Origin of the sequence: Pseudomonas sp. M2, assembly GCF_015751845.1 — a bacterium.
GTDB classification, from domain to species: Bacteria; Pseudomonadota; Gammaproteobacteria; order Pseudomonadales; family Pseudomonadaceae; genus Aquipseudomonas; species Aquipseudomonas putida_E.
Genome location: NZ_JADOUD010000001.1, coordinates 4467890 through 4490984 on the forward strand (window position 1 = coordinate 4467890; position 23095 = coordinate 4490984).

Annotated in this window: 39 protein-coding genes; 20 read left to right on the top strand and 19 right to left on the bottom strand. The window is 60.5% G+C overall.

Annotated elements, in window-relative coordinates; genetic code table 11:
* Nucleotides 1-36: 36 nt before the first annotated feature.
* From IWW33_RS20665 to IWW33_RS20710, 10 genes are all read right to left on the bottom strand, one after another.
* Nucleotides 37-1086 carry a site-specific integrase gene (locus tag IWW33_RS20665; protein ID WP_119687427.1) on the bottom strand — a complete coding sequence of 350 codons (1050 nt, stop codon included), beginning with the start codon at nt 1084-1086 and terminating at the stop codon, nt 37-39.
* Between the two features lies 1 nt (nt 1087).
* Nucleotides 1088-1333, bottom strand: a complete 246-nt coding sequence (locus IWW33_RS20670; RefSeq protein WP_003251051.1) for a DUF4224 domain-containing protein — start codon at nt 1331-1333, stop codon at nt 1088-1090.
* Between the two features lie 39 nt (nt 1334-1372).
* Nucleotides 1373-1843, bottom strand: coding sequence for a hypothetical protein (locus IWW33_RS20675; protein WP_196914339.1), 471 nt, complete (start codon nt 1841-1843; stop codon nt 1373-1375).
* A 49-nt stretch (nt 1844-1892) separates the two neighbouring features.
* Nucleotides 1893-2084, bottom strand: a complete 192-nt coding sequence (locus IWW33_RS20680; RefSeq protein WP_028698342.1) for a hypothetical protein — start codon at nt 2082-2084, stop codon at nt 1893-1895.
* Between the two features lie 46 nt (nt 2085-2130).
* Complete coding sequence (locus tag IWW33_RS20685; protein WP_196914340.1) at nt 2131-2463, bottom strand: hypothetical protein; 333 nt, start codon at nt 2461-2463, stop codon at nt 2131-2133.
* Nucleotides 2451-2879: a DUF2591 domain-containing protein gene (locus tag IWW33_RS20690; RefSeq protein ID WP_196914341.1), complete on the bottom strand. Its 429-nt coding sequence runs from the start codon at nt 2877-2879 to the stop codon at nt 2451-2453. Before IWW33_RS20690 ends, IWW33_RS20685 begins: the two co-directional genes overlap by 13 nt.
* Nucleotides 2876-3157, bottom strand: coding sequence for a hypothetical protein (locus IWW33_RS20695; protein ID WP_196914342.1), 282 nt, complete (start codon nt 3155-3157; stop codon nt 2876-2878). The genes IWW33_RS20690 and IWW33_RS20695 overlap by 4 nt, the downstream gene beginning before the upstream one ends.
* Nucleotides 3154-3420: a hypothetical protein gene (locus IWW33_RS20700; RefSeq protein ID WP_196914343.1), complete on the bottom strand. Its 267-nt coding sequence runs from the start codon at nt 3418-3420 to the stop codon at nt 3154-3156. Before IWW33_RS20700 ends, IWW33_RS20695 begins: the two co-directional genes overlap by 4 nt.
* A complete protein-coding gene (locus tag IWW33_RS20705; RefSeq protein WP_196914344.1) occupies nt 3417-3743 on the bottom strand; it encodes a hypothetical protein in 327 nt (108 codons plus the stop codon). The genes IWW33_RS20700 and IWW33_RS20705 overlap by 4 nt, the downstream gene beginning before the upstream one ends.
* Nucleotides 3744-3835: 92 nt before the next feature.
* Nucleotides 3836-4405, bottom strand: a complete 570-nt coding sequence (locus IWW33_RS20710) for a hypothetical protein (protein WP_196914459.1) — start codon at nt 4403-4405, stop codon at nt 3836-3838.
* Between the two features lie 48 nt (nt 4406-4453).
* Between IWW33_RS20710 and IWW33_RS20715 the strand changes: the two genes are divergently transcribed.
* Entirely contained in the window at nt 4454-4909 is a 456-nt protein-coding gene (locus tag IWW33_RS20715; RefSeq protein ID WP_196914345.1) for a hypothetical protein, read from the top strand.
* 46 nt (nt 4910-4955) lie between these two features.
* Here IWW33_RS20715 and IWW33_RS20720 read toward each other — a convergent pair whose 3' ends face one another.
* The gene (locus IWW33_RS20720) at nt 4956-5735 is read right to left on the bottom strand and encodes a DUF2786 domain-containing protein (RefSeq protein WP_196914346.1); all 780 of its coding nucleotides are present in this window, start codon (nt 5733-5735) and stop codon (nt 4956-4958) included.
* A 148-nt stretch (nt 5736-5883) separates the two neighbouring features.
* Between IWW33_RS20720 and IWW33_RS20725 the strand changes: the two genes are divergently transcribed.
* The 3 genes from IWW33_RS20725 to trbK are packed head-to-tail and all read left to right on the top strand — an operon-like array spanning nt 5884 to nt 6418.
* Nucleotides 5884-6039 (top strand): hypothetical protein, encoded by a 156-nt coding sequence (locus IWW33_RS20725; protein ID WP_158621121.1) that lies wholly within the window; start codon nt 5884-5886, stop codon nt 6037-6039.
* Nucleotides 6036-6203 carry a hypothetical protein gene (locus IWW33_RS20730; protein ID WP_158621122.1) on the top strand — a complete coding sequence of 56 codons (168 nt, stop codon included), beginning with the start codon at nt 6036-6038 and terminating at the stop codon, nt 6201-6203. The genes IWW33_RS20725 and IWW33_RS20730 overlap by 4 nt, the downstream gene beginning before the upstream one ends.
* Nucleotides 6200-6418: an entry exclusion lipoprotein TrbK gene (trbK, locus tag IWW33_RS20735; RefSeq protein ID WP_125922946.1), complete on the top strand. Its 219-nt coding sequence runs from the start codon at nt 6200-6202 to the stop codon at nt 6416-6418. The genes IWW33_RS20730 and trbK overlap by 4 nt, the downstream gene beginning before the upstream one ends.
* A gap of 68 nt (nt 6419-6486) precedes the next feature.
* Here the strand turns inward: trbK and IWW33_RS20740 are convergent, their stop codons facing one another.
* From IWW33_RS20740 to IWW33_RS20775, 8 genes are all read right to left on the bottom strand, one after another.
* Complete coding sequence (locus IWW33_RS20740; protein ID WP_196914347.1) at nt 6487-7083, bottom strand: hypothetical protein; 597 nt, start codon at nt 7081-7083, stop codon at nt 6487-6489.
* Between the two features lie 562 nt (nt 7084-7645).
* On the bottom strand, nt 7646-8194 hold the full coding sequence (locus IWW33_RS20745; RefSeq protein ID WP_196914348.1) for a hypothetical protein: 549 nt from the start codon (nt 8192-8194) through the stop codon (nt 7646-7648).
* Nucleotides 8191-8460 (bottom strand): hypothetical protein, encoded by a 270-nt coding sequence (locus tag IWW33_RS20750; protein ID WP_196914349.1) that lies wholly within the window; start codon nt 8458-8460, stop codon nt 8191-8193. Before IWW33_RS20750 ends, IWW33_RS20745 begins: the two co-directional genes overlap by 4 nt.
* Nucleotides 8461-8478: 18 nt before the next feature.
* Complete coding sequence (locus tag IWW33_RS20755; RefSeq protein ID WP_196914350.1) at nt 8479-8862, bottom strand: helix-turn-helix transcriptional regulator; 384 nt, start codon at nt 8860-8862, stop codon at nt 8479-8481.
* A gap of 143 nt (nt 8863-9005) precedes the next feature.
* Nucleotides 9006-9200: a hypothetical protein gene (locus IWW33_RS20760; protein ID WP_196914460.1), complete on the bottom strand. Its 195-nt coding sequence runs from the start codon at nt 9198-9200 to the stop codon at nt 9006-9008.
* Nucleotides 9197-9634, bottom strand: coding sequence for a tellurite resistance TerB family protein (locus IWW33_RS20765; RefSeq protein WP_196914351.1), 438 nt, complete (start codon nt 9632-9634; stop codon nt 9197-9199). Before IWW33_RS20765 ends, IWW33_RS20760 begins: the two co-directional genes overlap by 4 nt.
* 541 nt (nt 9635-10175) lie before the next feature.
* Entirely contained in the window at nt 10176-10427 is a 252-nt protein-coding gene (locus tag IWW33_RS20770) for a DUF1654 domain-containing protein (RefSeq protein ID WP_196914352.1), read from the bottom strand.
* 167 nt (nt 10428-10594) lie between these two features.
* The gene (locus IWW33_RS20775) at nt 10595-11242 is read right to left on the bottom strand and encodes a LexA family transcriptional regulator (RefSeq protein WP_196914353.1); all 648 of its coding nucleotides are present in this window, start codon (nt 11240-11242) and stop codon (nt 10595-10597) included.
* 87 nt (nt 11243-11329) lie between these two features.
* Between IWW33_RS20775 and IWW33_RS20780 the strand changes: the two genes are divergently transcribed.
* The 16 genes from IWW33_RS20780 (at nt 11330) to IWW33_RS20855 (ending at nt 23095) form a co-directional block, all read left to right on the top strand.
* Nucleotides 11330-11542, top strand: coding sequence for a YdaS family helix-turn-helix protein (locus IWW33_RS20780; RefSeq protein ID WP_196110008.1), 213 nt, complete (start codon nt 11330-11332; stop codon nt 11540-11542).
* Nucleotides 11543-11681: 139 nt separating this feature from the next.
* Nucleotides 11682-12554, top strand: coding sequence for a replication protein (locus IWW33_RS20785; RefSeq protein ID WP_196914452.1), 873 nt, complete (start codon nt 11682-11684; stop codon nt 12552-12554).
* Nucleotides 12544-13356, top strand: a complete 813-nt coding sequence (locus IWW33_RS20790; protein WP_196914354.1) for an ATP-binding protein — start codon at nt 12544-12546, stop codon at nt 13354-13356. The genes IWW33_RS20785 and IWW33_RS20790 overlap by 11 nt, the downstream gene beginning before the upstream one ends.
* Before the next feature lie 2 nt (nt 13357-13358).
* On the top strand, nt 13359-13655 hold the full coding sequence (locus IWW33_RS20795) for a DUF1364 domain-containing protein (protein WP_196914355.1): 297 nt from the start codon (nt 13359-13361) through the stop codon (nt 13653-13655).
* Nucleotides 13652-14080 (top strand): VRR-NUC domain-containing protein, encoded by a 429-nt coding sequence (locus tag IWW33_RS20800; protein ID WP_196914356.1) that lies wholly within the window; start codon nt 13652-13654, stop codon nt 14078-14080. Before IWW33_RS20795 ends, IWW33_RS20800 begins: the two co-directional genes overlap by 4 nt.
* Nucleotides 14077-15375: a site-specific integrase gene (locus IWW33_RS20805; RefSeq protein WP_196914357.1), complete on the top strand. Its 1299-nt coding sequence runs from the start codon at nt 14077-14079 to the stop codon at nt 15373-15375. The genes IWW33_RS20800 and IWW33_RS20805 overlap by 4 nt, the downstream gene beginning before the upstream one ends.
* Nucleotides 15376-15646: 271 nt before the next feature.
* Nucleotides 15647-15964, top strand: coding sequence for a hypothetical protein (locus IWW33_RS20810; protein ID WP_196914358.1), 318 nt, complete (start codon nt 15647-15649; stop codon nt 15962-15964).
* Nucleotides 15965-15976: 12 nt separating this feature from the next.
* Nucleotides 15977-16663, top strand: coding sequence for a hypothetical protein (locus IWW33_RS20815; protein WP_196914359.1), 687 nt, complete (start codon nt 15977-15979; stop codon nt 16661-16663).
* A gap of 156 nt (nt 16664-16819) precedes the next feature.
* Nucleotides 16820-17179, top strand: a complete 360-nt coding sequence (locus IWW33_RS20820; RefSeq protein WP_012315773.1) for a hypothetical protein — start codon at nt 16820-16822, stop codon at nt 17177-17179.
* A 72-nt stretch (nt 17180-17251) separates the two neighbouring features.
* Nucleotides 17252-17626, top strand: a complete 375-nt coding sequence (locus tag IWW33_RS20825; RefSeq protein WP_196914360.1) for a putative holin — start codon at nt 17252-17254, stop codon at nt 17624-17626.
* Entirely contained in the window at nt 17627-17908 is a 282-nt protein-coding gene (locus IWW33_RS20830) for a phage holin family protein (RefSeq protein ID WP_196914361.1), read from the top strand.
* Nucleotides 17909-18091: 183 nt separating this feature from the next.
* Nucleotides 18092-18430 (top strand): HNH endonuclease signature motif containing protein, encoded by a 339-nt coding sequence (locus IWW33_RS20835; protein ID WP_196914362.1) that lies wholly within the window; start codon nt 18092-18094, stop codon nt 18428-18430.
* Nucleotides 18431-18586: 156 nt separating this feature from the next.
* The gene (locus tag IWW33_RS20840) at nt 18587-19087 is read left to right on the top strand and encodes a terminase small subunit (protein WP_196914363.1); all 501 of its coding nucleotides are present in this window, start codon (nt 18587-18589) and stop codon (nt 19085-19087) included.
* Between the two features lie 3 nt (nt 19088-19090).
* On the top strand, nt 19091-20770 hold the full coding sequence (locus IWW33_RS20845; protein WP_196914364.1) for a terminase large subunit: 1680 nt from the start codon (nt 19091-19093) through the stop codon (nt 20768-20770).
* Nucleotides 20771-20920: 150 nt separating this feature from the next.
* Nucleotides 20921-22234: a phage portal protein gene (locus IWW33_RS20850; protein ID WP_196914365.1), complete on the top strand. Its 1314-nt coding sequence runs from the start codon at nt 20921-20923 to the stop codon at nt 22232-22234.
* 3 nt (nt 22235-22237) lie between these two features.
* Complete coding sequence (locus IWW33_RS20855) at nt 22238-23095, top strand: head maturation protease, ClpP-related (RefSeq protein ID WP_196914366.1); 858 nt, start codon at nt 22238-22240, stop codon at nt 23093-23095.

Genomic DNA, 23095 nt, shown 5'->3' on the forward strand with positions numbered 1-23095 from the left:
GTCCCAAAACTAATTGATGCCAGTCCCAAAACTTCATCATTTTGAAGGCTTGGCGATGGCGCCGACGCGCCGGTAAACGCGTTCGGTGATTCCCTCTTTCGAGTGCCCAAGCAGCACGCTTGCTTCGCTCAGGTCGTTGATCTCCGATGCCGCCTTCGGCCGGATGTCGCGGAACTGGAACTGGGCGATTCGATTGGCCAAGTCGGGCTTCTTCTCGGCCTCGGCCTTGACCCTGGCATCCTCTCGGGCGTCTGCCCATCGGTTGCGCAGCATCGGCCAGCTCATGCGCTTGCCGTGCTCATTGACGATGAAGAACGGCGACAGGTGCTCGCTGGTCCTGCGCATGATTCGCTCGAGCAGTTGGCCCAGGCTGTTCTTCACCCCGTCCATCTCCAAGACGATCCTCAGTCGCTTGCCGGTTTTACCTTGGCTTACCAGCAGGTAGATCCCCTCCATATCGTCCTTTCGCATGGACAGCACGTCCGACGGCCGTTGGCCAGTCAGGTACGCGAGGTCCATCGCATCCTTCAGCTCCGGTGGAGCCTCCTCATACACCGCCTGCCAAACTGTTTCGTTGGCGTAGAAGTCGCGAGGTTTCTCCTTGTTCTTTCTCACGCCCAGGCACGGGTTGTCCCGGGTGGTGAGCCCCCATTCCCTGGCCGTGTTGAATACGTGAGAGAGCAGGGCGATTTCCCTGTTCGCCCTGGTCTTCGCCGACCGCGAGTCGCGGTACTGGGCGATCATCGCTGGCGTGATGGCGTCAATCGGCGCCGAGTCGAACACGGCGCGCAACTGCTTGAGCTCGTAGATGTTGTCTTTTTGGGTCCTGGCGGCCTTGCCCGGGATGATCTTTAGCAGGTACTCGTCGAAAATTCCCCTCATAGTGGTCAGTTCCTTCGGCACCGACTTGGCCTCCAGTTCCGCCCACTTCAACTTGGCCTTCACCAGGTCATTGCCGAGAAAGATATCCTTGCCAGACTTGTCTCTGTAGTACAGGGCCTCCCACACCTTGCCATTAGCTTTTTGTCTCTTGCGGCGATACATGCCTGGTGGCAGGTCGCGATTTTCAGTCTTCCTTGGGCGCATTTCACTTCACTCGGGAAAAATCAGGGGTCCAGGCGGGCGCTGGTGGAGGGGCGGCAGCGACCGGCACGGTGTCAATCACCACGCCGCTGAGCTTCTGGCGGGCGTACTGGCGGCCAACCAGTGGCCGGCCGCCGCGGCTCTCGACAAAGTGCCAGCCTTTTTCTGTGAGCCAACGGCGCTGCCACGCCCGGGGTTTGTAGCCGGTGATCGCCACCAGCTCTTCGTCCGAAAGGATTTCGGTTTCCATGGGATGGTCTCCACGCCGCCGGTGGCGGCAGGTTGGTGGTCAGGCGCGGTGCAGCCGGATCATTGCGCGGGCATTTTCCAGGGCGGCCAGGTGTTCTTCCTTCGCCCCGATCTGGCCATTGGCATCAGGAGTGGTCACGGTAACCAGATGCTCAAGAGCCGCCACTAGGTCATCGCGCTGCTGGCCCTCGGCCCGGCCGATATCCCAGAACCGCTCGCCCCAGTGACCTTCGGGTGGTGGGTTGTTGTTCTGCTTGCCCATCGCCATGGCGCCGATGGCCAAGTCGCATACGGCCTCTTTGTAGATATTGGCGCCATCGATGCTCAGGCCTGGGCGCCGCAGCGCATCGAGGACGTTGTTCAGGTTCGCCTCGGGCGACGGCAGGACCAGATCATAATCAGCTTTGCCGGGGCGGCAGGCGATGACGAACAGTTCGCAGTCGGTCGGCAAGTGCTGGGCCATGTCGGAAATGCAATCCATGGCGACTTCGCGAAGCAATGCTTTAGGCATGACAGATCCTCGCCCGCGCATGTCGGCGAGCTTGAGTAGTTGGGGGGGGTTAGGCTTCTGGTTCGAAGCAGCGTTTGTAGCGCGCGCGGTAATCGTCGCGCTCCAGGTTGTCGAGCAGCTCTTGCTCGCGGCCGTCGGCCCACATCTGCTGGTGGCGCTTGTTGCATGTGAAGCCGGTGTCCGACTCGCTTTCACCGTCAACCCACTCCAGCCATTTGCAGGTGTTGCAGTTCTTGCTCATCGCGGCCCCCTGTAGATCAGGTGGGCCATGTACATCAGGGGCAGGATCATTGGCATAGCTCCCTCGGTACTTTGATGGTTTCGCCGCGGGCGTGGTGCACGACCGCCCGGGCTGCAGCTTCGGCCCGCGTATCACCGGGCTGGCGGTCCAGTGGGTGACCTGACACGCAGGCCAGCCAGGGCCAGCTGTAGCCGCAGTCAATCCAGATGCTGTGCTTTTCGATGAGGTACTCGCCGGTCGCGTCGTCGATGGCCTGGCCGCTGAGTGGCAGTTGCAGTTGGCCGGCCGGCGGCGGGATCGGTCCGTCGACCATCTCGACAGCCCAGAGCAACGCCTTTCCAGCCAGGTCGCAGGTGTGCACTTTGATCAGTTTGGGCATGACAGCAGCTCCTTGGGCACTTGGACGGTATCGCCGAACTCAGTGGCGACTACTGCCTGGCTCGCAGCAATCAGGGCGGTGTCGCAATAGTCCGTGCCGTAGTGCTCGCCTGCCTTGTAGTAAACGCTGGCCCGCCAGCGCTCCGACATTTCAGTGCCCTCGGGCCCTTCATGTGCTTCCGGGATGAGCGACACCTGATACTTCACCGCCAGTGGTCCGCCCAGCGCCCAGTCTTCCCACGGGTTGTAGCGTTTGGTGTGCTCGACGGCCTGGCCCTGGTACCGGGCGAACACCCGCCAGGGGTTGCCGTACTGCGGCGGGACCAGTTCAAGGTTCAGCCCTTCGGCTTTGCCAACGGCCCAGCCCAGCGCCTCGCCGGTCAGGTGTGCGGTCCTCACTTCGATCAGGTCGGTCATGGCTGCACCTGCGCCGGGTAGGGCGGCTGGGTTGATATGGACAACGAACCGATCAGCGGAAGCCGCGCCCAGGCGCCGAAGTGGCCATGGCCCACGAAGTACTTGGTGCCTGCCGCCATGGATGGCCCGAAGGCCGGAAGGCACAGAACCTTCTTTGGCTTTCGCCACCAGATTGCCCAGCGCCAGTAGCCGCACTTCAGGCTCCAGCTGGCGACCACCGCCTCTTCCTTGCCGCCGTAGCACCAGTTCACTCCAAGAAAAAGCTTTCCGATCTTCACAGCTGATACCTCTCATCAATCCAGCGCCCAGGCGCCAGAGCGGGTGTAGGTTCGGGTTGGGTTTCGTGCGGGGAGAGCTGGCGCTCGTTGCCGGCCTGCAGCTGGCTGTCGGGGATGCAGCTGATGCCGATCCCCATGCCTGCGCTGGCTACCCAGCAGGTGACAGCACGCTCGCTGTCGTGGATCCGCTCGACGTACCGTGGCAATGGGGCTGCGCTGGCGCCGGTGGCCAGCAGCAGGAGGCAGAGGGCGAGGCGGGTCATGGCTTCACCACTCGGCGACCCCACCAGCACACCGGACCGTCGTCGGTATCGTGGATTGCCAGGCAGAACCAGCCATCGCCATCGGGCCGGTATGGTTCCCAGTAGCTGCAGTCAGGGTCGTGGCTTTCGAAATACCGATCAGCAATGGCCTCGTCGGCGTATTCCAGGCTGACCTTGCCGACCTCCAGGCCCTGCTCAGCAATCCAGGCTTTGCACTTGTCGGCGTCACCCTCCTCGAAGTCAGGGAGGTCAGGGTGCTGGAACATTCCGTATTCGTCGCGCACGACCGGCGCCGGCTGGATCAGCTTGATTTCTTCAGGCATGACGATTCCTTGGCCGCCATATCGCGGCAGTGAATAGAGGGGAAAGGGATTAAAGCTGGGTGGAGTACAAATGTGCTCCGATCAGGATTTCGCTACCGGGCGTTGTTCGGCTGGAGAGCGAGACCCTTCACGGCCTCGCTGTAGATGAATTTGATTTTGTCCCAGGGGATCATGTGGCGCTGGCCGTACTCACCCTCGCCATCGCAGATCTCGCAGCCTTCTACCGGCTCATCCAGTTCGCGGCATTCCGGGCATTCCTGGGTGACCTCCAGCTTGAACTCACCTAGTAGCAGTGCCTTGGCGCCGTTTTCGGCGGTGAGCCGCTTGGGCATCAGGCAGTATCCGTCAGGGATGGATACCAACGGCCCAACAGGGACAATCGGCAGCCCGGCCGCCGCCGAATCCCTCTCTGCCTCTTCTTTGGTCCACCAGATGGCAGTATCAACCATCCAGGCTATTGGCTCGGGGTGGGGCTGCTGGACCGGCTGTGCAAGAAGGCCGGAGATGCGCGTAACTGCGCGATCAATCGGCGCTTGTATGAAACCAGGCAAGGGCTCACCAGGTGGCGGCTTCATACCGGTGACGCCGGAAACCATGCCGACAAGGGCTTCGGTGACGATCTTGCTCAGTTCGGTGTTGCTGGATCGGTTTTCTGTGGGCATGGGGATACCTCGCGGTTATAGTTCGCCGCATATCGAATGGAGGTGGTTGTGAGTCAGCGAGAATTGGGCGTTGTGGTTGCTGAGTTTCGGTCGGCGCTGAAACAACTAGTCGAAGAGGGTCACTGGTTCGGAGTCAGCATTACCAAGAATTTCCCGCACGCCTCATGCGATGATTCATCTTTGCTGTTGGCCGCGTACCTATCTGAACAAGGTTATCCAGGCGCGCTGAGAGTTCATGGGCGAAATGGCGGGAAAAAGGGCGAGCTTGGTTCGCACGTATGGCTCGACTTGAGCGGAACGATCATAGACATCACTGGAAGCCAGTTCGACGACTACGCGCAACCAGAAATCGTAATCGCTCAGAACGACCCCTTTCTCGCAACCTTCAGGCCTGATCGAGAGCGTAGAATTGCGGATTTTCGGGAGACAGAGTTTCTGCCCAAGTACTATTTCTATGAGGCTTACGACGCTATCTGCGAACGCATCAGCAGCCTGAAAGGCTAGTCCCCGCAGAAGCAGTCGATGTCTTCGGTCAGGCCGCGGTTGATAGTCATGCGCTTTCCAGCCTGTACTGATCCTGCCCGCCCGAGGCCAGCCCAGCGTTGAGCTCGACATGCTGCCCGGCGAGCGTCCCAGCGATCTGGGCTGCCATGTCGAGCTCGATAGGGCGCGCTTTGCGTGGCTTGCCGATTTCCCGACCGGCCAGGTACTGCTCGATCAGTGCATTGTCCTGACTCTCCACCGTGACGAGGTCGCGCCCATTGGAGTGCTGTTCGATGGCTGGATCTTCCTCGCCGCGGGGCACCAACTCATGGATCTTGCCGTGCACAACTGAAACCCAAGCGATTGCGAAGTGATCGCCGGCAGTCTCTGGCGAGTAGGCGCTGCGGCTCTTGCCGGACCGGACCCGTGCCACATAGTCGCGCCGGTCCTGCGTCAGCTTGGCAAGCAGGGTTTCGTAGGCGTACATCGCGATCTGGGGTGCTGGTGTTACGCCGATAAACAAGGTCCGCTCCACCATGCGTCCGGAGGTGGCGCACCAGTGGCGATACGAGAGCGGTCGGCATCCAAACACCCTGGCCACGACCCCGCTTAGGTGTCGATCCCAGGTTGGCCGGCGGTTCGCCCTGAACTTCTCCGACTGGACTTCATCCACATCGCTCAGGCGGACATCCAGCTCGGTGAGGCGGTACTCTCGCATCAGCGCTTGGGCCTGGCGCATTGCCGTGGCCGCCTCGTTCTCGTTCGAGCTTTTCGAGAGGGCCAGGCAGCGCTTAATCTTGCGGATGACTCGCTCTAGCTTGCTCTCGTCGTGCTGTTGTTCGGTCATGTTGTGGTCCTTGCGTGCAGGCGCCGCCCTCGCCGGGGAGGCGTTATCGTTGAATAGGGGAAGGCGCTGACTGATGGCACAGCGCCACGTTTTGCGGGAGGTGTGGATCTTTGCTATAACGCCCGGCCATTTCACAGGAAGGAACCTCATGAAACGCACCATCATTGGAGCAATTCTTGTAGCTATCACTGCGCTGTCGCTTAGCGGCTGCTGGGATTCCGAGACTGAAAAGCCGGCGGCCGGCGAAAAGCTCTGGAACATCCCCAAGCCAGACCGGAGCAAGGACGAGGGCTTCACGCCATGAAGCGCTCTATTGCACTCGCCATGCTGGCATTGGTCAGTTCCGTAATGCTCAGCGGATGCTTCGAGTCAGAAGCCGAGGAAAAAGCCAAGGCCCAGCAGGATTCTAGCGACAAGCTCTGGGACATCCCGCCTCCAAAGACCCCAGATCAAGGTTTCAAGCCATGATGCGCTCGCTTGCCTTTATGCTCACGGCGGCGGTCACTACAGGACTTGCCGGCTGCAAAGAAGACGCCGCCGACACTGCCGCCTACGAGCCGACTACTGAACACTGCCAGCCCGATTACCTGAAAACGCTTCCAGACAACAAGGCTCGCGAAGATCTGGTCGAGAAGTGCATGACTGGTGGTTCGTACAAGAAGTCAGAGCCGAAGACCTGGTAACGTCGGTTCTTCGTCATCCAGCGCCGCCTCATCAGGCGGCGTTTTCGTTTGCGGGCAGCGCCGGAGGGTCAGGCCGTAACGCGCTCGCCGATGACCTTTGTGCTGAAGGTGATCTCGTAGTTGAGGGTCAGCTCGAATTGGCCATCGCACACGTCGCAGGCCATCGTTTTGTCGCCGTAGTCCTCGGTTTCGATGTGCATGACTGAGGCGCAATGCGGACACTTGCAGTCGTCCTGATACTCGAAGTCTGAGTCGTCGTACTCCGCTTCAGCAAACTTGGCCAGGGCCCCTGCTTTGGCAGCAGCGTCCAGACGCTCCTGGCAAGGCTTGCAGTTGAACCCATCTCGTGTACCCCATGGGATGTCCGTCAACTGGGAGCGGTGAGTTCCGCAGCAGCTGCATACGTTGTGCGCGTCGCAGACGATGTAGCTCCACTTGCCCGCTTCACCGTTGCACTTATTGCAACCGGAGACCCAATACCAGGCGCCGTCGATGCGTTCGGCATACAAACCCTTCTCTGGCGGCTCAAGCTTCACCTCGGGCAGGCCGTTACGATGCGGACGATCATGATCCTTGCCATTCCAGATGTTCGTGTGGCCGGAGCGGGTGCGCTCGGTCCATTCGCCCGGGATCTCGGCGATGAGGATCTTGGTGTTCTTGTCCATGGCTTTCTCCATGCATGCGCCGCCCTCCGTGGCCGGATGCGGCATGGTGGCAATTTGGTTTGGGATGGGGTATTACGGGTGACCGGCATGGGGCCGGCCAGCGAGGGAACAATGGAAATTCATAGGCAAGGCGCTAACCGAAAAGAAGGATGGACTCGGCTGAAGGCGAAAAAGCCGAAGGCGCCAGTTTTAGGGATTTCGCCTGGAATCCAGACACCCGGAACTTCGATCAAGGGCCCGGATCCAGTTGTTACGGTAGGCCATCGCAAAGTTAGACATTCGGACGCGAGTGGTGAATACGACTATGTGATCGAGCTTGAGCTGACAGAAGTCGCCCAACTTATTGACTGCCTCGCTACTAAGGGATTGGAGCGGTATGGCGAGTCAATCTCGGGAGCGCTTGCTGGTTCCGTCCGCTCCTTGAACAGACTAACCGCCGCAGCATGTGGAATTGCTGTTTCCAGCGATAGAGACAAAGACTGATCTCGCTGCACCAAGCCGATGGGCGGCAGATTGATGTGCTGCTGGCGCCGGCCGTGCCGGACGCGCGCGGTGATGCGTTTCATGCTTGTCTTGTTGCTCGCTTTTCGGCGGTGGTTGGGAAGCTGATGCCGAAGTCCCGGAGAAGACGGCTGAGTTGCTTAAAGGAGATCTGCAGCTCGCGAACAACGTCAGCCCGGGTCATCCCGACGTTGCGATATGCAACGATCTGTTCAGCCTTGGCCCTGTCTTCTGCGGGATCGCTGAGCTTTTTGCCCTGGTTGCCCTTGCCCCAGTTCGGGTCGGGCTGAAACTTGAACTTGCCGGCTGCAGCAGCGCGGACCAGTGCTGATTGCGAAAGCCCTGTATGAGCCATTGCTTGGGCGTAGGTCATGGTCTGGGCTAAAGCCCGAATCGCTGCAAGGTGCTCGAGCCGCTTGGCCACTCGCTTACTCAGCGGCGGCTCCGCTGGAGCTCGTACTGGTTCCAGTTCACGGCGCGGCCGGTGTGGCACGTACTGGCTGCCTGGCAAGGTCTGCACGCTTCCACCTTCCAGGAAGAAGCTATCGATGCTCGCGTTGAGCTGCGCCAGCACCGCTTCACGATGGTCGGGGATTAGCGTGCCATTCACTGCAGGCCACCCCGCTTTGTCGCTGCACCTGCCTCCATCGCATCCACAAAACGCATGGCTGTTTGGTAGGTGAACGCGAAGCCTTGCTTGGCGCCGGTGGCGATTTCGACCACATCCCAAACTTTGCCTTTTCCCGAGGCTTGATAGCGCGGCGCGCCCTTGCCGATCTTGGCAAATGCCTCGTCACGTGCCTCCCGGGTGCGCGCCAGAAGCGCATTGAGCATGTCCACCTTCTCTTGGAAGGCCGGGTGCATTGGTGTCTGCATGGGTGATCCTCGGGTAGGTCAGGCGTGGAGCTCGAAGGCCTCGGCCTTGCGAACGATTCGAACTTGGGCGGTACGCCGCTCCGGTACTCGGCGGTCGCGGCGCATCGGGTCGCTGTCGTTGATCAACGCATGCGATGCGATCAGGGCGGCGAGGGCGATGCAGAGCGGGCTGATGATCTGTTGGCGCATAGCCTTGGTGACCGCCTCGATGCGGCGTCCGGCTTCCAGCTTGAACAGCGCGGCCTCGATTCGGTTGGCCACGGTGCCGGGGCTGACGGCCATTTCGCGGGCGATTTCTTTTGTGGTGAGGCCTTGGGCCACCCACAGCAATGCTTCAAGCTCGCGGGGGGCCAGCGCCTTGCCGAGCTGGCCAATCCATGAGCCGCAAGTGATCGTTTCCATGAGTTGTCCTCGGTGGGCTGCATTGGTCGTGACGCTCGCAGCCACGTACCTCCCGGACCAGGGGAGGGTGAACGTCACGACCGATGCGGCCTGGTGATGGGGAACCAGGTGGATCGGGCAGTTTTCGTCAGGCTGACGCGGTGCTACTGCTGGGTGCGAATTTCGTTGCGTGGCACCCATCCACTGCTGGTCTTCACCATGCAGCCGACGAATGCGGCGTAGCGGGTGTCGCGCTCGGTTTGGTGGCCGTACCAGGCGCAGGTCCCGTAGTCGATGCCGCGCATAACCAGCCACACGACGGCGACAGCGACGATCGCGAACGACGCGATACGGATCACAGGTAGTCCTTCAGGCTGAGGCCCATCAGCTTCGCCGCCTTCTCAAGGACGGCCATTTCCTTGTCGTCGATCTCGCCCGAGGCCTCGGCGATAGTGAGCATGACGTTGATGACGATGGCCGCTTCTTCCGGCGAGTGGGCCAGGTCCTTCAGTTCCTTCTCGGCGTTCATGCGCAGGATGCGATGGCCGCCGTCGTGGAAGTCCTTCTCGGCGCGGTCCATGGTGTTGGACAACTCCGGCCCGAACCCTTTGAGCTGAGGCGTGTTGGCGATCAGCTTCTCGGTCTTCTTGATCTCGTCTTCGCCGATATCGCCGTCGGCAGCGGCGACGTAGAAGGCGCCGTAGACGATCGCCTGCATCAGGTCGCGGTTCTGAACCACCTGCATAGCAGCGCGGGCTTCACGACCTTTCTTACCGAACAGTTTTCCAAGCATGGGGTGTTGCTCCGTGGGGTTGATTTCCCGTTTGCCCCTGTCGCCAAGGCCAATCGGTGAAACCGCCCCGGCCTCGCTACTGGCGACAGGCCAGGGATGCTGCATCAGCGGTGATTCGTCGTTTCGGGTGGGCTACCGGATATCCGGCCAATGCGCGGTGACATCGACGCCACAACTTGCCGCTGCCTGTCATGGTTACGGGTGCAGCCTTCAGGCTTCCTGCACCTCACGGGTGAATCGCTACCTACTTCATGGCGAGGGTTCTCCTCTGTACGTGGTTAAGGGTTTGCCACCAAGATCCGAGGTCGATACGGCATCGCTCAGGGAGGCTCCTGCCTATGAGCGTGCTAGCTACCTTTCCCACCTGGTGGTGTATTGCGCCGAGTTGTGTAAAGAGCGGTGGCTGCCGTAGCTGCCAGTCTTGCTGGCCGGGTTTGAACCGGCGATGAGGCAAATATAGGGGAACACATATTTGTTGTCTATGGGCAAACACATATTTTTATAGGTGGGCGATAAAAAGCCCGCGTAGTGCGGGCCCTGATCACATCGTGTCGATGAATTCTTGCCAGGCAATCCTTACAACCCCTGGCTCTAGTCGCTCCACCCGGATTCCATTCGTTTCCTCAAGTGCATCAAGCAATTGGGCCCAATCGGCTTCTGACTCCTCGGGCGCTAGCTTGACATCCACGTATTGGCGCTTTTGAACATGCGGCGACGCGATGAGCGTCTGCAATCGGTAACCTAGGCGCTCATAGGATCGCGAAGGGGAGCTTGAAAAAGCGAGGGGGAGCATGTCTGAAATTCCTTTCACTGTACATGCATACAGTTATCCTTTCTGTAGGAAATTTTCAATCCTCCTACATGTGTAAAGTTTTATTACAGGACAAGAATTCGCTCAGGCTACAAAAGTCCAGGCAAAAAAAAGCCCGGCGATAGGCCGGGCGGGTACGGATCTCAAGGCTACAGCTTCATCATTGCTCGGACGACTACTCCAACGATGCGACAACCTTCCGCACATACCTCAACCGGATACGCGGGGTTCAGTGGCTTGAGGAAGCGTCGGCCGCCATCCTCGACTAGCTTTTTGAAGGTGGCTTCGTTGCTGTCCGCGAGCTTTGCTACCACAAGCTTTCCGGAGATAGCGTCTGCCTCGGTGTCGACCAGGATCATCATGCCTTCTGTGATGCTTGTGCCCACAGGGGACGTCATAGAGTCCCCCTTGACTTCAAGCCAAAACGCCACTCCCTTTGAGTCGTAATCAGACAGCTCATATCGATCGGAGAACCCGGGCGGAAATGGCTCCACCGCCTCCGCCCAAGCTCCGGCTGCAACCCAGCTGATGACCGGGTACCGGAAGGATGGTTGCTCTACAGGAGACACGTTTGAGGGCTCGCCTGGGTTGGCGAGCATTTCACCCGAACCTTTTTCAAGCCATAACGCAGACACACCGCACGCTTTGGCGATGGAGGCGTTGTAGGAAGAGCGCCCCGATCGACCTCTTTCCAAGTCGGAAATGGAAGCCTGGTCGATCCCGACGAGCTTAGCCAATTCTACCTGGGTCAGTCGGGCATGCTTTCTGGCTGCTTTGACGCGGTCTTTGTATTCCATCTGCTGATTATTACGGGCCTGCCCATATTGTTGCAAATAGGTATCCCTATGCCCTAGGATATGGGTATTCACATATGGAGAGGCAGCATGAACGCCATCTTTAAGGACCTCGTTGCCTTCTTCGGAACGCAGGAGGTGACAGCCGAGAAGCTCGGTGTTGACCAAAGCACAGTCTCCGGATGGGTGCGAGGAAAGCACGGAATGTCCCCAGTAGTAGCGAAACGAGCAGAAAGGCTAACCCAAGGCAAGTTTAAAAAAGAGGCGATGTGCCCAGCTTTTCCCTGGGACGACGTTGCCTGACGAGACGAATTATGAGTTGCCTGGCACTCCGCCAGTAGATGACCAAAACACCTGCGAATCCATCCAGTACCGGAATCGCAGGCGAAAAAAAACCGCCTGGCAGGGCGGCTTTCTCTACAGCTTCATTACGGGTTTAAGCATGACAAACATAGTCCCACTTGACAAGTCCAGGGGGTTCACCCGGATGGACAACCAGCTCATGGATGGCCTGCTGGCTATCGATCTCCCGGCCAGGGAGATGAAGATTGTGCTGTACGTGGCCAAGGCCACCATCAACTTCGGTGCGGGCGCCCAGCGCATCCCGGCTACCGACATCGCGAAAGCCATCCACGCTCACCCCGACACCGTGTCGAAGGCGGTTTCCAGCCTGCTGCGCCGCCGCGTGCTGTTCCGGGATGGCGGTGCCCGTGGTGACATCGGCGTAAACGACCCGAAAGACTGGGTCTATGTCGTTGAGCCGAAACAGACCAAACCAGCCGACTCGGCTCAAGTGGTCCGAATCGGCGAAGAGTCGAAACAGACCAAAACCGCCGAGTCCCTTCTTTATTCTAAGAAAGAAACCCCCTATGTAACTCTTCCTACGGAAGAGATTACATGCCCCCCCAAGGCTGAGCTTGATCCGGTCCCGGATGGCAAGCCTGACCGCAAGAAGCCTTTCGGCCTTCGCGATCTGCTGGCCAACAACCCACACGATCTGCCTGAGCCGCTGCTCAAGGACTGGATTGCCCTGCGCAAAGCGAAGAGCGCCGGCGTTACTGAAACCGTGTGGGGCTCGCTCAATGACGAACTGACTGCGTGCTTGGCACTGGGAATCAGCGCGTCCACCGCGTTGACCGAGGCGCTCTCGGCTGGATGGCAGGGGTTCAAGGCTTCCTGGGTCGCCAAGCGTCTTGCAGAGCAAAACACCCAATCGTCCTCACAGGGCAAGCCAAACAGCCGTCATCACGGCTTCAACGAACGCGATTACACCGCCGGCCTGGCCGCGCGTGAGGACGGCACCTATGCGATCTGAATCGGTGATCACCATGTCCGAGGTGAAAAACGCCGCTGGCTTCCGTATCCAGCCAGCGGACTGTGAGCATCACGGGGCCTTCGAGCAGCGGGTGACCATGCTGATGGGTCGCGAAATCGTTGGGCGCTGCCCGGAGTGCGAGAAGGCCGCCATTGCTGAGCGTGAGGCCAAGCAACTGGCGGAGGAGACGCGCCTGAAGCGGGAGGCTATGGCCCGCAAGCTGGGCTCGGCGCTGATCCCGAAGCGCTTCGCCGACCGCACCCTGGCCAACTACCGGGTCGAGCACGAAGGTCAGCGCAAAGCGCTGGCGTTCTGCACCCGCTATGTCGCCGCATTCGAGGACATCGAGCGTACCGGGCGCTGCCTGATGCTGCTGGGCAAGGTCGGCACCGGCAAGACGCACCTCGGCGCGGCAATGGCCAACGACCTCATGTGTAACACCTCGGCCACGGCCGTCTACCGGACGGTGGGCGCGGTCCTCCAGTCCATCCGCGCCACTTACGACCGCAACAGCGAGCAGTCAGAGGCCGACATCCTGTCCAGTCTCATCGCGCCTTCGCTGCTGGTGCTGGACGAGGTCGGCGTCAGCAAGGAGCAGCCGAGCGATTTCGAGCTGACCACCCTGTTTTCGATCATCAACGGGCGCTACGAGCAGATGCGCCCCACGGTGGTGATTTCCAACCTGGAGGCCAGCCAGCTGCGCCACGCCATGGGCGAGCGGTGCTACGACCGTCTGCGCGAGGGCGGCGGGGTGATTGTGCCCTTCGAGTGGGAATCGCACCGTGGCAAGGAGGAGTCCTGACCATGCGGCAAACCAAACTGACCAAGGCCGCGCGCGGTCGGGAGTGCCAGGTGCGAATTCCGGGCGTGTGCAACGGCAATCCCGAGACCACCGTCCTCGCGCACTACCGAATGGCAGGCACCTGTGGCGTTGGCAGCAAGCCCCACGACTTGCAGGGCGCCTGGGCATGCAGTGCTTGCCATGATGTCTGTGACGGTCGCAGCCGCGCTGTCGATCGCGACACCGCCCGCCAGTACCACGCCGAGGGCGTGATGCGCACTCAGGCGATTTTGCTGGCCGAGTCCGTGGTGGTCGCATGAATTCGCCCGCCCTTCGCCCGTTCAAGGCCAAGCCGGCCCGCGCCAAGCCCATCGACCGGGAAGGGCAGGAGCAGGCCGCGCTGATGCAGGAGCTGCAGCTGCGCTACCCGCAGGCCTACAAACTGATCTACCACGTCCCGAACGGCGGGCACCGGGTCAAGGCCGTGGCCGCCAAGCTGAAGGGGCAGGGAGTGAAGGCCGGTGTGCCTGACTTGGTGTTGCCCATGGCACGCGGTGGGTATTTCGGGCTGTACATCGAGTTCAAGGCCATGCCGCCATTCGATGCGCCGGTATCGCCCTGCCAGGACGCCTACTTGCAGGCGCTCGGCGCCCAGGGTTATCTGGCCATCGTGTGCCGGGGCAACATCGACGCCGTCGAAGCCATTCGTGCCTACCTGCTGCTGCCCGCCACGGTGGCCGCATGAGCGCGACCCGGGAAGTGAAGCTGAGCGAGGCAGAGGTGCGCCGACAGGCCGCCGACAAGTCGGTGCGCGACCTGCGCGACCCACGTCACCCAGGCCTGTACCTGCGCTTCTGGAGCAACCGCGAGCGCGGTACCTGGCACCTGGTGCGCGGCAAGAAGTGGGTGCCGATCGCCCGTTGGCCCGACCTCACCGTGGCAGCGGTGCTGGCCGAACTGCCCGCTCTGCGTCAACGGCTGATGCGCAGCCCGGCCACCGCGCCGGTTGCCTCGGGCATGACCACCGTGGGGCAGTTGCTCGACTGGTACGGCAGCCGCATGGCCCGCGACCGCTCGCTGTCGGCCAAGCGCAAGGCCGGCGCCCGTTCCGCCATCGCCCAGCACCTCAAGCCGCGACTGGATGACCTGGCCCTGGTCGAAGTGACCGCCGACGCGCTGGACAAGCAGCTGATGTGGCCGTGCCAGGTGGAGGTGTCGCTGTCCTACTTGCGGCAGATGTTCGCGCTGCTGCTGACCGCGTTCCGCCAGGCCCTGCAGCTGGGCCTGATCGACCGCAACCCGATGGCCGGGATGCGCTTCAGCGACTTCACCAAGGCCAGGATCCTGCCCAAGGCTGCACGCCTGCGCGACGTGCAGCTGCCGGAGCTGATGCAGCAGCTGGCCAAGGCCTTCGATGTAGGGCCCGGTGACGTCATGCTGGCCCTCATGATGCTGGCCCACGGCACCCGGATCGGCGAGACCCGCATGGCCCGCTGGAGCGAGATCTCCCTGGCCGGTGCCGAGTGGTTCATCCCGGCAGCGAACACCAAGACCCGTACCGAACATCGCCTGCCGCTGACTGCCCAGATGAAGGCGTTGCTGCTCCGGTACCGGGCTATTCAGCAGGACCAGGGCTACGAGGGTGTGTACCTGTTCCCGAATCGGCGCGGGCTGCCATTGAGCGAGACCCAGGCCAGCATGGTGTTCACCCGACTGGGCCAGGGCGAGTGGACCAGCCACGACCTGCGCAAGGTGTCCCGCACCACCTGGACCGACCTCGGCATCGACGGTCACATCGGCGAGATGCTGCTGAACCATACGCTGGGCAAGATCGCCAGTACGTACATCAACACCCAGGCCATGCAGCAGCGCCGGGCGGCACTGGAGAAGTGGCACGCCTGGTTAGACGGCATCGGCTTTGGTGCCATTCACGGCCTTACCAAGGCCTTATCCGGAATTTCACAGAATTCGGTTGAACCAGCGGAACACAAGGCCTCCAGCGACCTTGCCGAATTTGTAACTAGCGAGGATTCGAAATGACTGAAAAGCACCCTGGGCCGGCCATGACCGACTTGAACACGATGTCTCCAGCGGCCCGCTCGGCGGCAATGCGCGGCGGGATGGAAGGTTGGGGTTTTGTCGGCGGGCTGCCTGGGCAGATCTGCTATCAGGAGCAGGTTGATTCGAAGTCGCGCCGGCGCTGCAGCTGCGGCTGTGGGCGTCGAGCGTCCCATCGGGGAATGGCCAACGGGGTCTGCTTGAAGATGGGGTGCGAGCTGTCGGTACGGCGCTGGGTAAAGGCGTCCAACGCATGAGGAAGAGCCACGGCCCAGCCTTCAAGAAGGCCGTGATCGAGCTGGAGGAATGCCCTTTGTGCCGTGGGCGAGCGGTCACAAAGGGTTTGTTTCACGAACTGCCATGTGGTCACTGCCATGCCTCGGGCTTTGTAGCGGCTGCAACAGGCGAGGCCCTGGCCCTGGATGAACTGGTCACCCAGCTCAGTATGAGGCTTCGGGCATCGCTCCGGCAGATCGAGCAATTGAAGAACCCTCAGGCATCAGGGCCTGAGGCGACATATCAGGGAAGCAACCGGCGCGGCGCCGGCGGCACCAACTACACCGGGGATTGAGGGGGAAGGACCATGGTTTACAGCAGCGTTTCGGGTGCAGTAGTTGCCGCTCTGGCGGCGGGCGAGAAGGGATCGGCAAAGGCCCAGGCGTGGCAGAAGCTGTACAAATCGGCGGAGGAGGAGGGCGGATGCTTGGCCTCGCTGGGTGGACGATCAGACGGCATCGATCGCACCCAGGTCGATTACTGGCTGTCGGCGCGCCTGCACCACATGCTTAGGGGCAGGCACTGGGATGCTTTGGTCGCCAAATACAGCACCAACAAGGTGAAGAAGGTTCAGGCGATCACGCTGGTCCGTCCGTTAATCGCTAGCCCAGCACCGGCATTGTTCATCTACAAGGCGGTGACTGCCTGGGCGATTCCAAAGCTTAAGGGGGCACGCCGCAAGGCTCCGCAATCTGTTTCGGTGGATATCCCGTTGGATGCGTCGTCTTGGCGTCGCGAGGCCACTGTGAATGCTGCAGTTGCCGCTGGCCAAGCAGCGAAGAAGCGCATCGAGGCACTCGAAGAGGATGTGATCATACTGCCTGACAGCTTCTACGACATGAACACTTGGGATCTCGACGCCACGCCGGAGTCCACCCGCCGGCGTTGGAGGCTGGAGATCAACGAAAAGCTCGACGGCATGATTGACGACGCGTTGGCAGAGGTTCGGGTGATTCTGGAGGCCGAGGGGCTCTTGATGAAAGAGGTTGCATGATTGCCTGTTGACATCAGTGAGCGACTGAGCGAAATTACTTCCATCCTGTCATTCCTGCGCGTGTTGAGGAGTGAGAACTAAAAGCCCGGCCTAGCGTCGGGCTTTTTGTTGTAGTGGCTTTTTGATATATTCCGCGCCCTCACCTGGAGGGAACCCATGAAAAAAGCCATCTTCACTGTTATTGTCGCCGCCGCTGTCGCTTCGGGCTGCACTGTTCGAGTAGCCGACATGACTGTCGCGAGCACCAAGAACTACAACATCAATTCTTCGAAATTCGTGAAGGGCTCCCGAGTCACTGGCGAAGACACCTACCCCGTTATCCTCTTTCCGTTCGGCATTCCCAACATGAAGACTGCTATGGATAACGCCATTCAAAAGGATGGGTGTGCAGTTGGTCTCTCGGATGTTGTGATGAGCCAGCTCAACCACGCCTTCCTCGTGGGCTCCATCGGATATCGAGTGGAGGGTGATTTGATTATCGACACCTCCCGCCCAGGCTGTGAAAAACGAGCCTAAAGAGTCAGTCTGATCGCTGACACCCTGAGCCCCGCCATTGTGCGGGGCTTTTTCATTTATGGAGCAGTGCTTATGGCCGAGCCAAGTACCGGCGCCCTCGCAGTGACCGGCGTACTTGCCAGCGTCGGACTAGGTGCTGCATTTCCCCAGCTGGATCTCGCTGCACTAGTCGGCGCATTCGGTGGAGCTTTCTTCTATGTGGTGTTCGCCAAGGACATCAGCACCTGGCGTCGCATAGGCTACCTTCTGGCCGGTTGGATCGGCGGCTACTTCGGTGCGGCTGAACTGATGGGGCGGGCCTGGACCCAGACCGCCGGTTTCAGCGCCTTTGTCTGCGGTGTTCTCTGCGTGGTCACGTTCTCCGGGTTACTGGAGTGGATGCAGACCGGCCGCATGCCGACCTGGCTGCAGTGGGTCTTCCGCCTGCGAGCCAGGAAGGAGGGTTGAATGGTTGCCTTTATCCAGGCCGCGTTGTGTGCGGTCATCTTCGTGATGATCGGCCTGCGCTACCGGCCTTACCCGGACGCCCGCTACAAGCTGGGTGTATCCCTGATGGCCTGGGCTGCATGTGCTGTTACCGGCATGCAGTTCATCAGCCTTGTCGGGCGGATGGTGATGCATGACGACTTCGCCGATGCCTCCTGGTTCAACACCGCGTTCTATCTATTGGCCGCCGTTCTGGTCTGCAGGGCCAAGGGCAACGTGGCCAAGATCGTGCGGGTTGATTGATCCGCGCCACAACGTGAGGTTGGTGATGGCTCGCATGACTGCAACGATCGTGTGTCGCCAGAGCTGGTGGCTTAAGTACTACCTGGCTGGCGTCCTCGCAATGGTCCAGATCACTGGTCATGAACCGGATCCTGGTCGCGTCTCCAGCTGGATCGAGCGCGGCATAAGGGTCGAGGTGAGCTGATGGGTAGGCTCAGAACGCTCGGTTCGCGCATCAAGGAAAGCACAAGTTCGCGAGTCAAGGTGGTTACACCTGGCAGTTGGCGGAGCGGCATGACCAGCTCCCAACGTGGCTACGACTACCGATGGCAGAAGGCGCGAGAGCAGTACCTCAAGGAGCATCCGCTCTGCGTCTACTGCGAACGAAACGGCCGAACGACTGCCGCCCGGGTGGTCGACCACATCGTTGCTCACCGTGGCGACATGGTTCTCTTCTGGGATCAGAACAACTGGCAGGGCCTCTGCAAGCCTTGCCACGATTCCGTCAAGCAGGCTGAGGAGTCGGCGGGGCTGGGTGGCTGAGGCGTCAACGGGTCACCGAAACCTCGCGCGGCGCCATAGAGGCACGCCAGTGACGTGCTGCGAAGGGGTAGGGGGGCAAAAGCTAGGGATTCTCATCTAGCTAGACCGCCTCCGACCCCACGTCTACATTTTTCTCCCCCCTAAAGGTTTTTGTTAATGGTGTTAACAGACAAACAGCGACAGTTTGTTGACGCTAAGGCCCGGGGTGCGTCCAACAAAGAAGCGGCGGAAGCCGCAGGCAGCAAGCCTTCGACTGCTGCTGCAGCCGGTTCACGTTGGGCCAATGATCCGAAGATCGCATCCGCAATTTTGGCTCGCCGAGCCGAGCTCAGTGTTAACCCTGAGCCGAAAAAGCGTAGAACCAAAGCGAAGGTTGATGAGGCTACCGAAGACCCTGTCGAGATCAACGAGCGCGACGGGGAGTTCCTGAGTTGCCTGCCGTCTACTGACGATCCGCTCATGTGGTTGCTCGCGTTGATGAACGAGCCCCGGGCGAAGGTTTTCGATCGGCGCAACGCTGCGCAGACAGCCGTCCCTTACATCCACGGGAAGAGGGCCGAGGCAGGCAAGAAAGAGCAGAAGGCGGAGGCCGCTAAAGAGGCCGGCAAGGGCAAATACTCCCAAAGCAAGCCGCCCCTCACTGTCGTCAAGGGGTAAACCATGCTCTGGACTACGGCCTGCCCTGACTGGTGGCGGCGCCTAGCTGCCAGCGAGTCCATCATTCCCGAACCGCTGTTCCCTCAAGAGGCCCAGGAGAGCCTGGAGGTTTTCAAAGGGCTTCGTATTGTCGATGCCCCTGGTAGCCCAACCATTGAGAGTACTTGTGCTCCGTGGGTGCTGGCTTTCGCAGGAGCTGTGTTCGGCAGCTACAACAGCGAGACCGGTGAGCGCCTGATTCGGGAATTCATGCTTTGCATCCCGAAAAAGAACAGTAAGTCGACCATCGCTGCCGCGATCATGTTGACGGCTCTGGTCCGTAACTGGCGTATGTCAGCTGAGTTCATCATCCTCGCACCGACCAAAGAGATTGCCGACAACGCCTTCGTACCGGCCAAGGACATGGTCAACAACGACGAAGAGTTGAAGGATCTACTTCACGTGCAGCCGCACCTTCGGCTGATTACTCACCGGGAAACGGGCGCCACGCTGAAGGTCGTAGCCGCTGACAGCGATGTTGTGGGCGGCAAGAAGGCGGTTGGGGTGCTGATCGACGAGGCCTGGTTATTCGGCAAGAACCCGAAAGCGGCTGACATGATCCGAGAGGCCACTGGTGGATTGCTGTCCAGGCCCGAAGGCTTCGTCATCTGGCTGACCACGCAATCGAACGAGCCGCCCGCTGGTGTGTTCCGGTCGAAACTGAACTATGCGCGCGGCGTGCGTGATGGTCGTATCAACGACAACCGCTTCCTGCCGATCATCTACGAATTTTCGAAGGAGATGATCGACAGCGGCGCAGCCCGCAAGCCCGAGAACTTCCACCTGGTGAACCCCAACATGGGGTTCTCGGTCGACCGCCCGACCCTTGAGCGTTTGTTCATGCAAGCGGAGATCGACGGTGAGGCAGAGTTGCGCGGCTTCCTTGCGAAGCATCTCAATATCGAAATCGGCTTGGCGCTGATGTCGGACGCCTGGGTCGGTGCCGAATTCTGGGAGTCACAGGCGGCCACTTGGCTCAGCCTGGATGAAATCCTTGATCGATGCGAAGTCATCGATGTGGGTGGTGATGGCGGTGGGTTGGATGACTTGCTCGGTCTCGCAGTTATTGGCCGAGAGGCAGGAACCCGCCGCTGGCTCCACTGGGCCCATGCCTGGGCACACCCTTCAGTGCTTGAGCGGCGTAAGTCCGAAGCCCCACGGCTAAAGGATCTTGAGGCGATTGGCGATCTTACTCTCGTCAAGCGGATCGGCGACGACGTTGAGCAATTCGCGGCCATCGTCAAACGCATCAACGAGACCGGCCTGCTGGACAAGGTCGGGCTCGACCCAGCGGGTATTGGCTCCGTTCTCGATGCCTTGGCTGATGCCGGTGTCGAGGAAGACAAGATCGTTGGTATCTCTCAGGGATGGAAGCTCACCGGTGCGATCAAGACGACAGAGCGCAAGCTTGCCGAGGGCACGCTGCTGCACTGCGGGCAGCCGCTTATGGCGTGGTCCTGCGGCAACGCAAAAGGGGTGCCCTCGGCTAACGCCTTCTTGATCACCAAGCAGGCATCGGGTACCGCAAAAATCGACCCGCTGATGGCAACTTTCAACGCCGTGTCTCTGATCAGCCTCAATCCTGAAGGCCGCGGAGGGATGGACAACTTTATGGCTGGCATTCGGGACCCACTGATCGCATGAACGCACTTTACATTTTCATCGCCTGCGCTCTGGTGGCTTTCTGCCTGGCATGTGCCGGGGTATGGGTTCTGGTCGGCACTGGCTGGGCCTTGCTGGCAGGATCGGTGAGTTTCTTCTGCATCGCCGGATTCCTTCGCCGAGGACTGACCAGTGATTAAAACCCTTTCTCAGGCGTTAGGGGCGGCGGCCGCCAAGCCGTCAGCCAGCATGAGTGAATGGCTGGGCAAGAGCATCAAGCTGTCTGATGGCGGCTTCTGGGGGGCTTTTCTCGGCGCGCAGTCCAGTAGTGGCAAGTCGGTCAGCGTGGATAAGGCCATGCGCCTTTCTACCGTGTGGGCTTGTGTCCGTATCATCTCGACCTCGGTGGCTGGCTTGCCGCTGAGTATTTACAAGCGAATGCCAGATGGAAGCCGCGAGAGTGCCCGGGACTTCCCGCTGTACGACGTGGTGCACACCAGTCCAAACGAGGACATGGCCGCCTTTCATTTCTGGCAGGCAGTAGTTGCCTCAATGTTGCTGTGGGGGAACGCTTACTGCGAGATCCACCGCTCTGCAGGACGCGTCATTGCGCTGGACTTCCTGATGCCGTCCCGGGTCGACCTCGAGTTCGATGATGATGGTCGGTTGAGGTACTTCTTCAGGCCGCGAAAGGGCGCGCGCCGAGAGATAGTGCGGCAGAACATGCTGCACATCCCGGCTTTTACCCTGGATGGCAGGGTGGGCCTTTCCGCCATTCGATATGGCGCGGATGTGTTCGGTTCTGCGATGTCCGCAGACGACGCAGCCAACAGTACATTCCGCAACGGCATGATGCCCACGGTCGCTTTCTCGGTGGACAAGACGCTGAACCCGGCCCAACGCGTGGAATTTCGGGAGTACGTGAAGACGATCTCCGGGGCGTTGAATGCCGGCAAGAGCCCTGTGCTCGAGCAAGGCGTTAAGCCGGAGATGATCGGTATCAATCCTGCCGACGCGCAGTTGCTGGAGTCGAGAGGTCACAGCATCGAAGAGATCTGCCGCTGGTTCGGCGTCCCGCCCTGGATGGTGATGAAGACCGATAAGGGCAGCAACTGGGGAACCGGCCTGGAGCAGCAGCAGATCGCGTTTCTCACCTACTGCATCATGTCTTTCACGGCGCCGATCGAGCAGTGCGTGAACAAGTGGTGCATGACGGCGGTGGACCGGATCAACTTCTATTCGGAGTTCTCGCTTGAGGCGTTCCTGCGGGCCGACAGCTCCGGGCGCGCAGCGTACCTGAGTACCATGGCCCAGAACGGGTTCATCACCCGCAACGAAGGCCGGCGCAAGGACAACATGCCTCACATGCCTGGCGGCGACGTTCTCACGGTTCAGTCGAACCTGGTGCCACTGGACCAGCTGGGCAAGCAAAACAACGATGGTCAGGCCGCTCGGGCCGCACTGATGAACTGGCTGCAAGAGCCGGACAGCAAATCACGGGAGTAATCCATGAAACACAAGATCCAGTCTCGCGGCCTGCGCAGCGAGATGAGCCCCCGCGCGCTCGATAAATGGAACCCCGCGATCCAGGCGGCCGTTGAGAACACCTCGGACACTATCACGGTATACGGCGTGATCGGCGAAGACTGGTATGGCGAAGGTGTCACCCTGAAGCGGATTGATGCCGCGTTGCGTGCTATCGGCGAGCGTGACATCACCGTCTACATCAACTCGCCAGGCGGTGACATGTTTGAAGGCATCGCCATTTATCACCGTCTCCGCGAGCACAGTCATACCGTCACCACCAAGGTGCTCGGCATGGCGGCCAGCGCTGCGTCGATTGTTTTCCTCGCGGGCAGTAAGCGAGAGGTGGCCAGCAGTGCCTTCCTCATGATCCACAACTGCTGGACCTGGCTCGCCGGTAATCGCCATTACCTCCGGGATATTGCCGCTGACATGGAGGAGTTCGATGCCGCTATGGCCGACCTCTATGCCGAGACCAGCGGCCAGCCGGCAGAGGACATGGCCGAACTGATGGACGACGAAACCTACATCCGTGGCAAGCGTGCCGTGGAGCTTGGTCTGGCTACTGGTCTGTTGTCGTCCACTGAGGTCACCGAGCGCGAGACTGAAGACGCCACTCAGGCCAATGCGCTCAAGGCCATGGATGTAGCCCTGGCCAAAGCGGGAATGACTCGATCCGAGCGTCGCGAACTTTTCGCCAATTTCAAGTCCGGCATGCCTCGCGCTGCCGGCGGGGGCACGCATAACGCTGCCCCGACCGATAAGCCCAGCGCTGTCGCGCCAGACCTCTCCGCCTCACTGAGCGCGGCAACCAATCTTCTCAATTCTCTGAAAGGAAAGTGA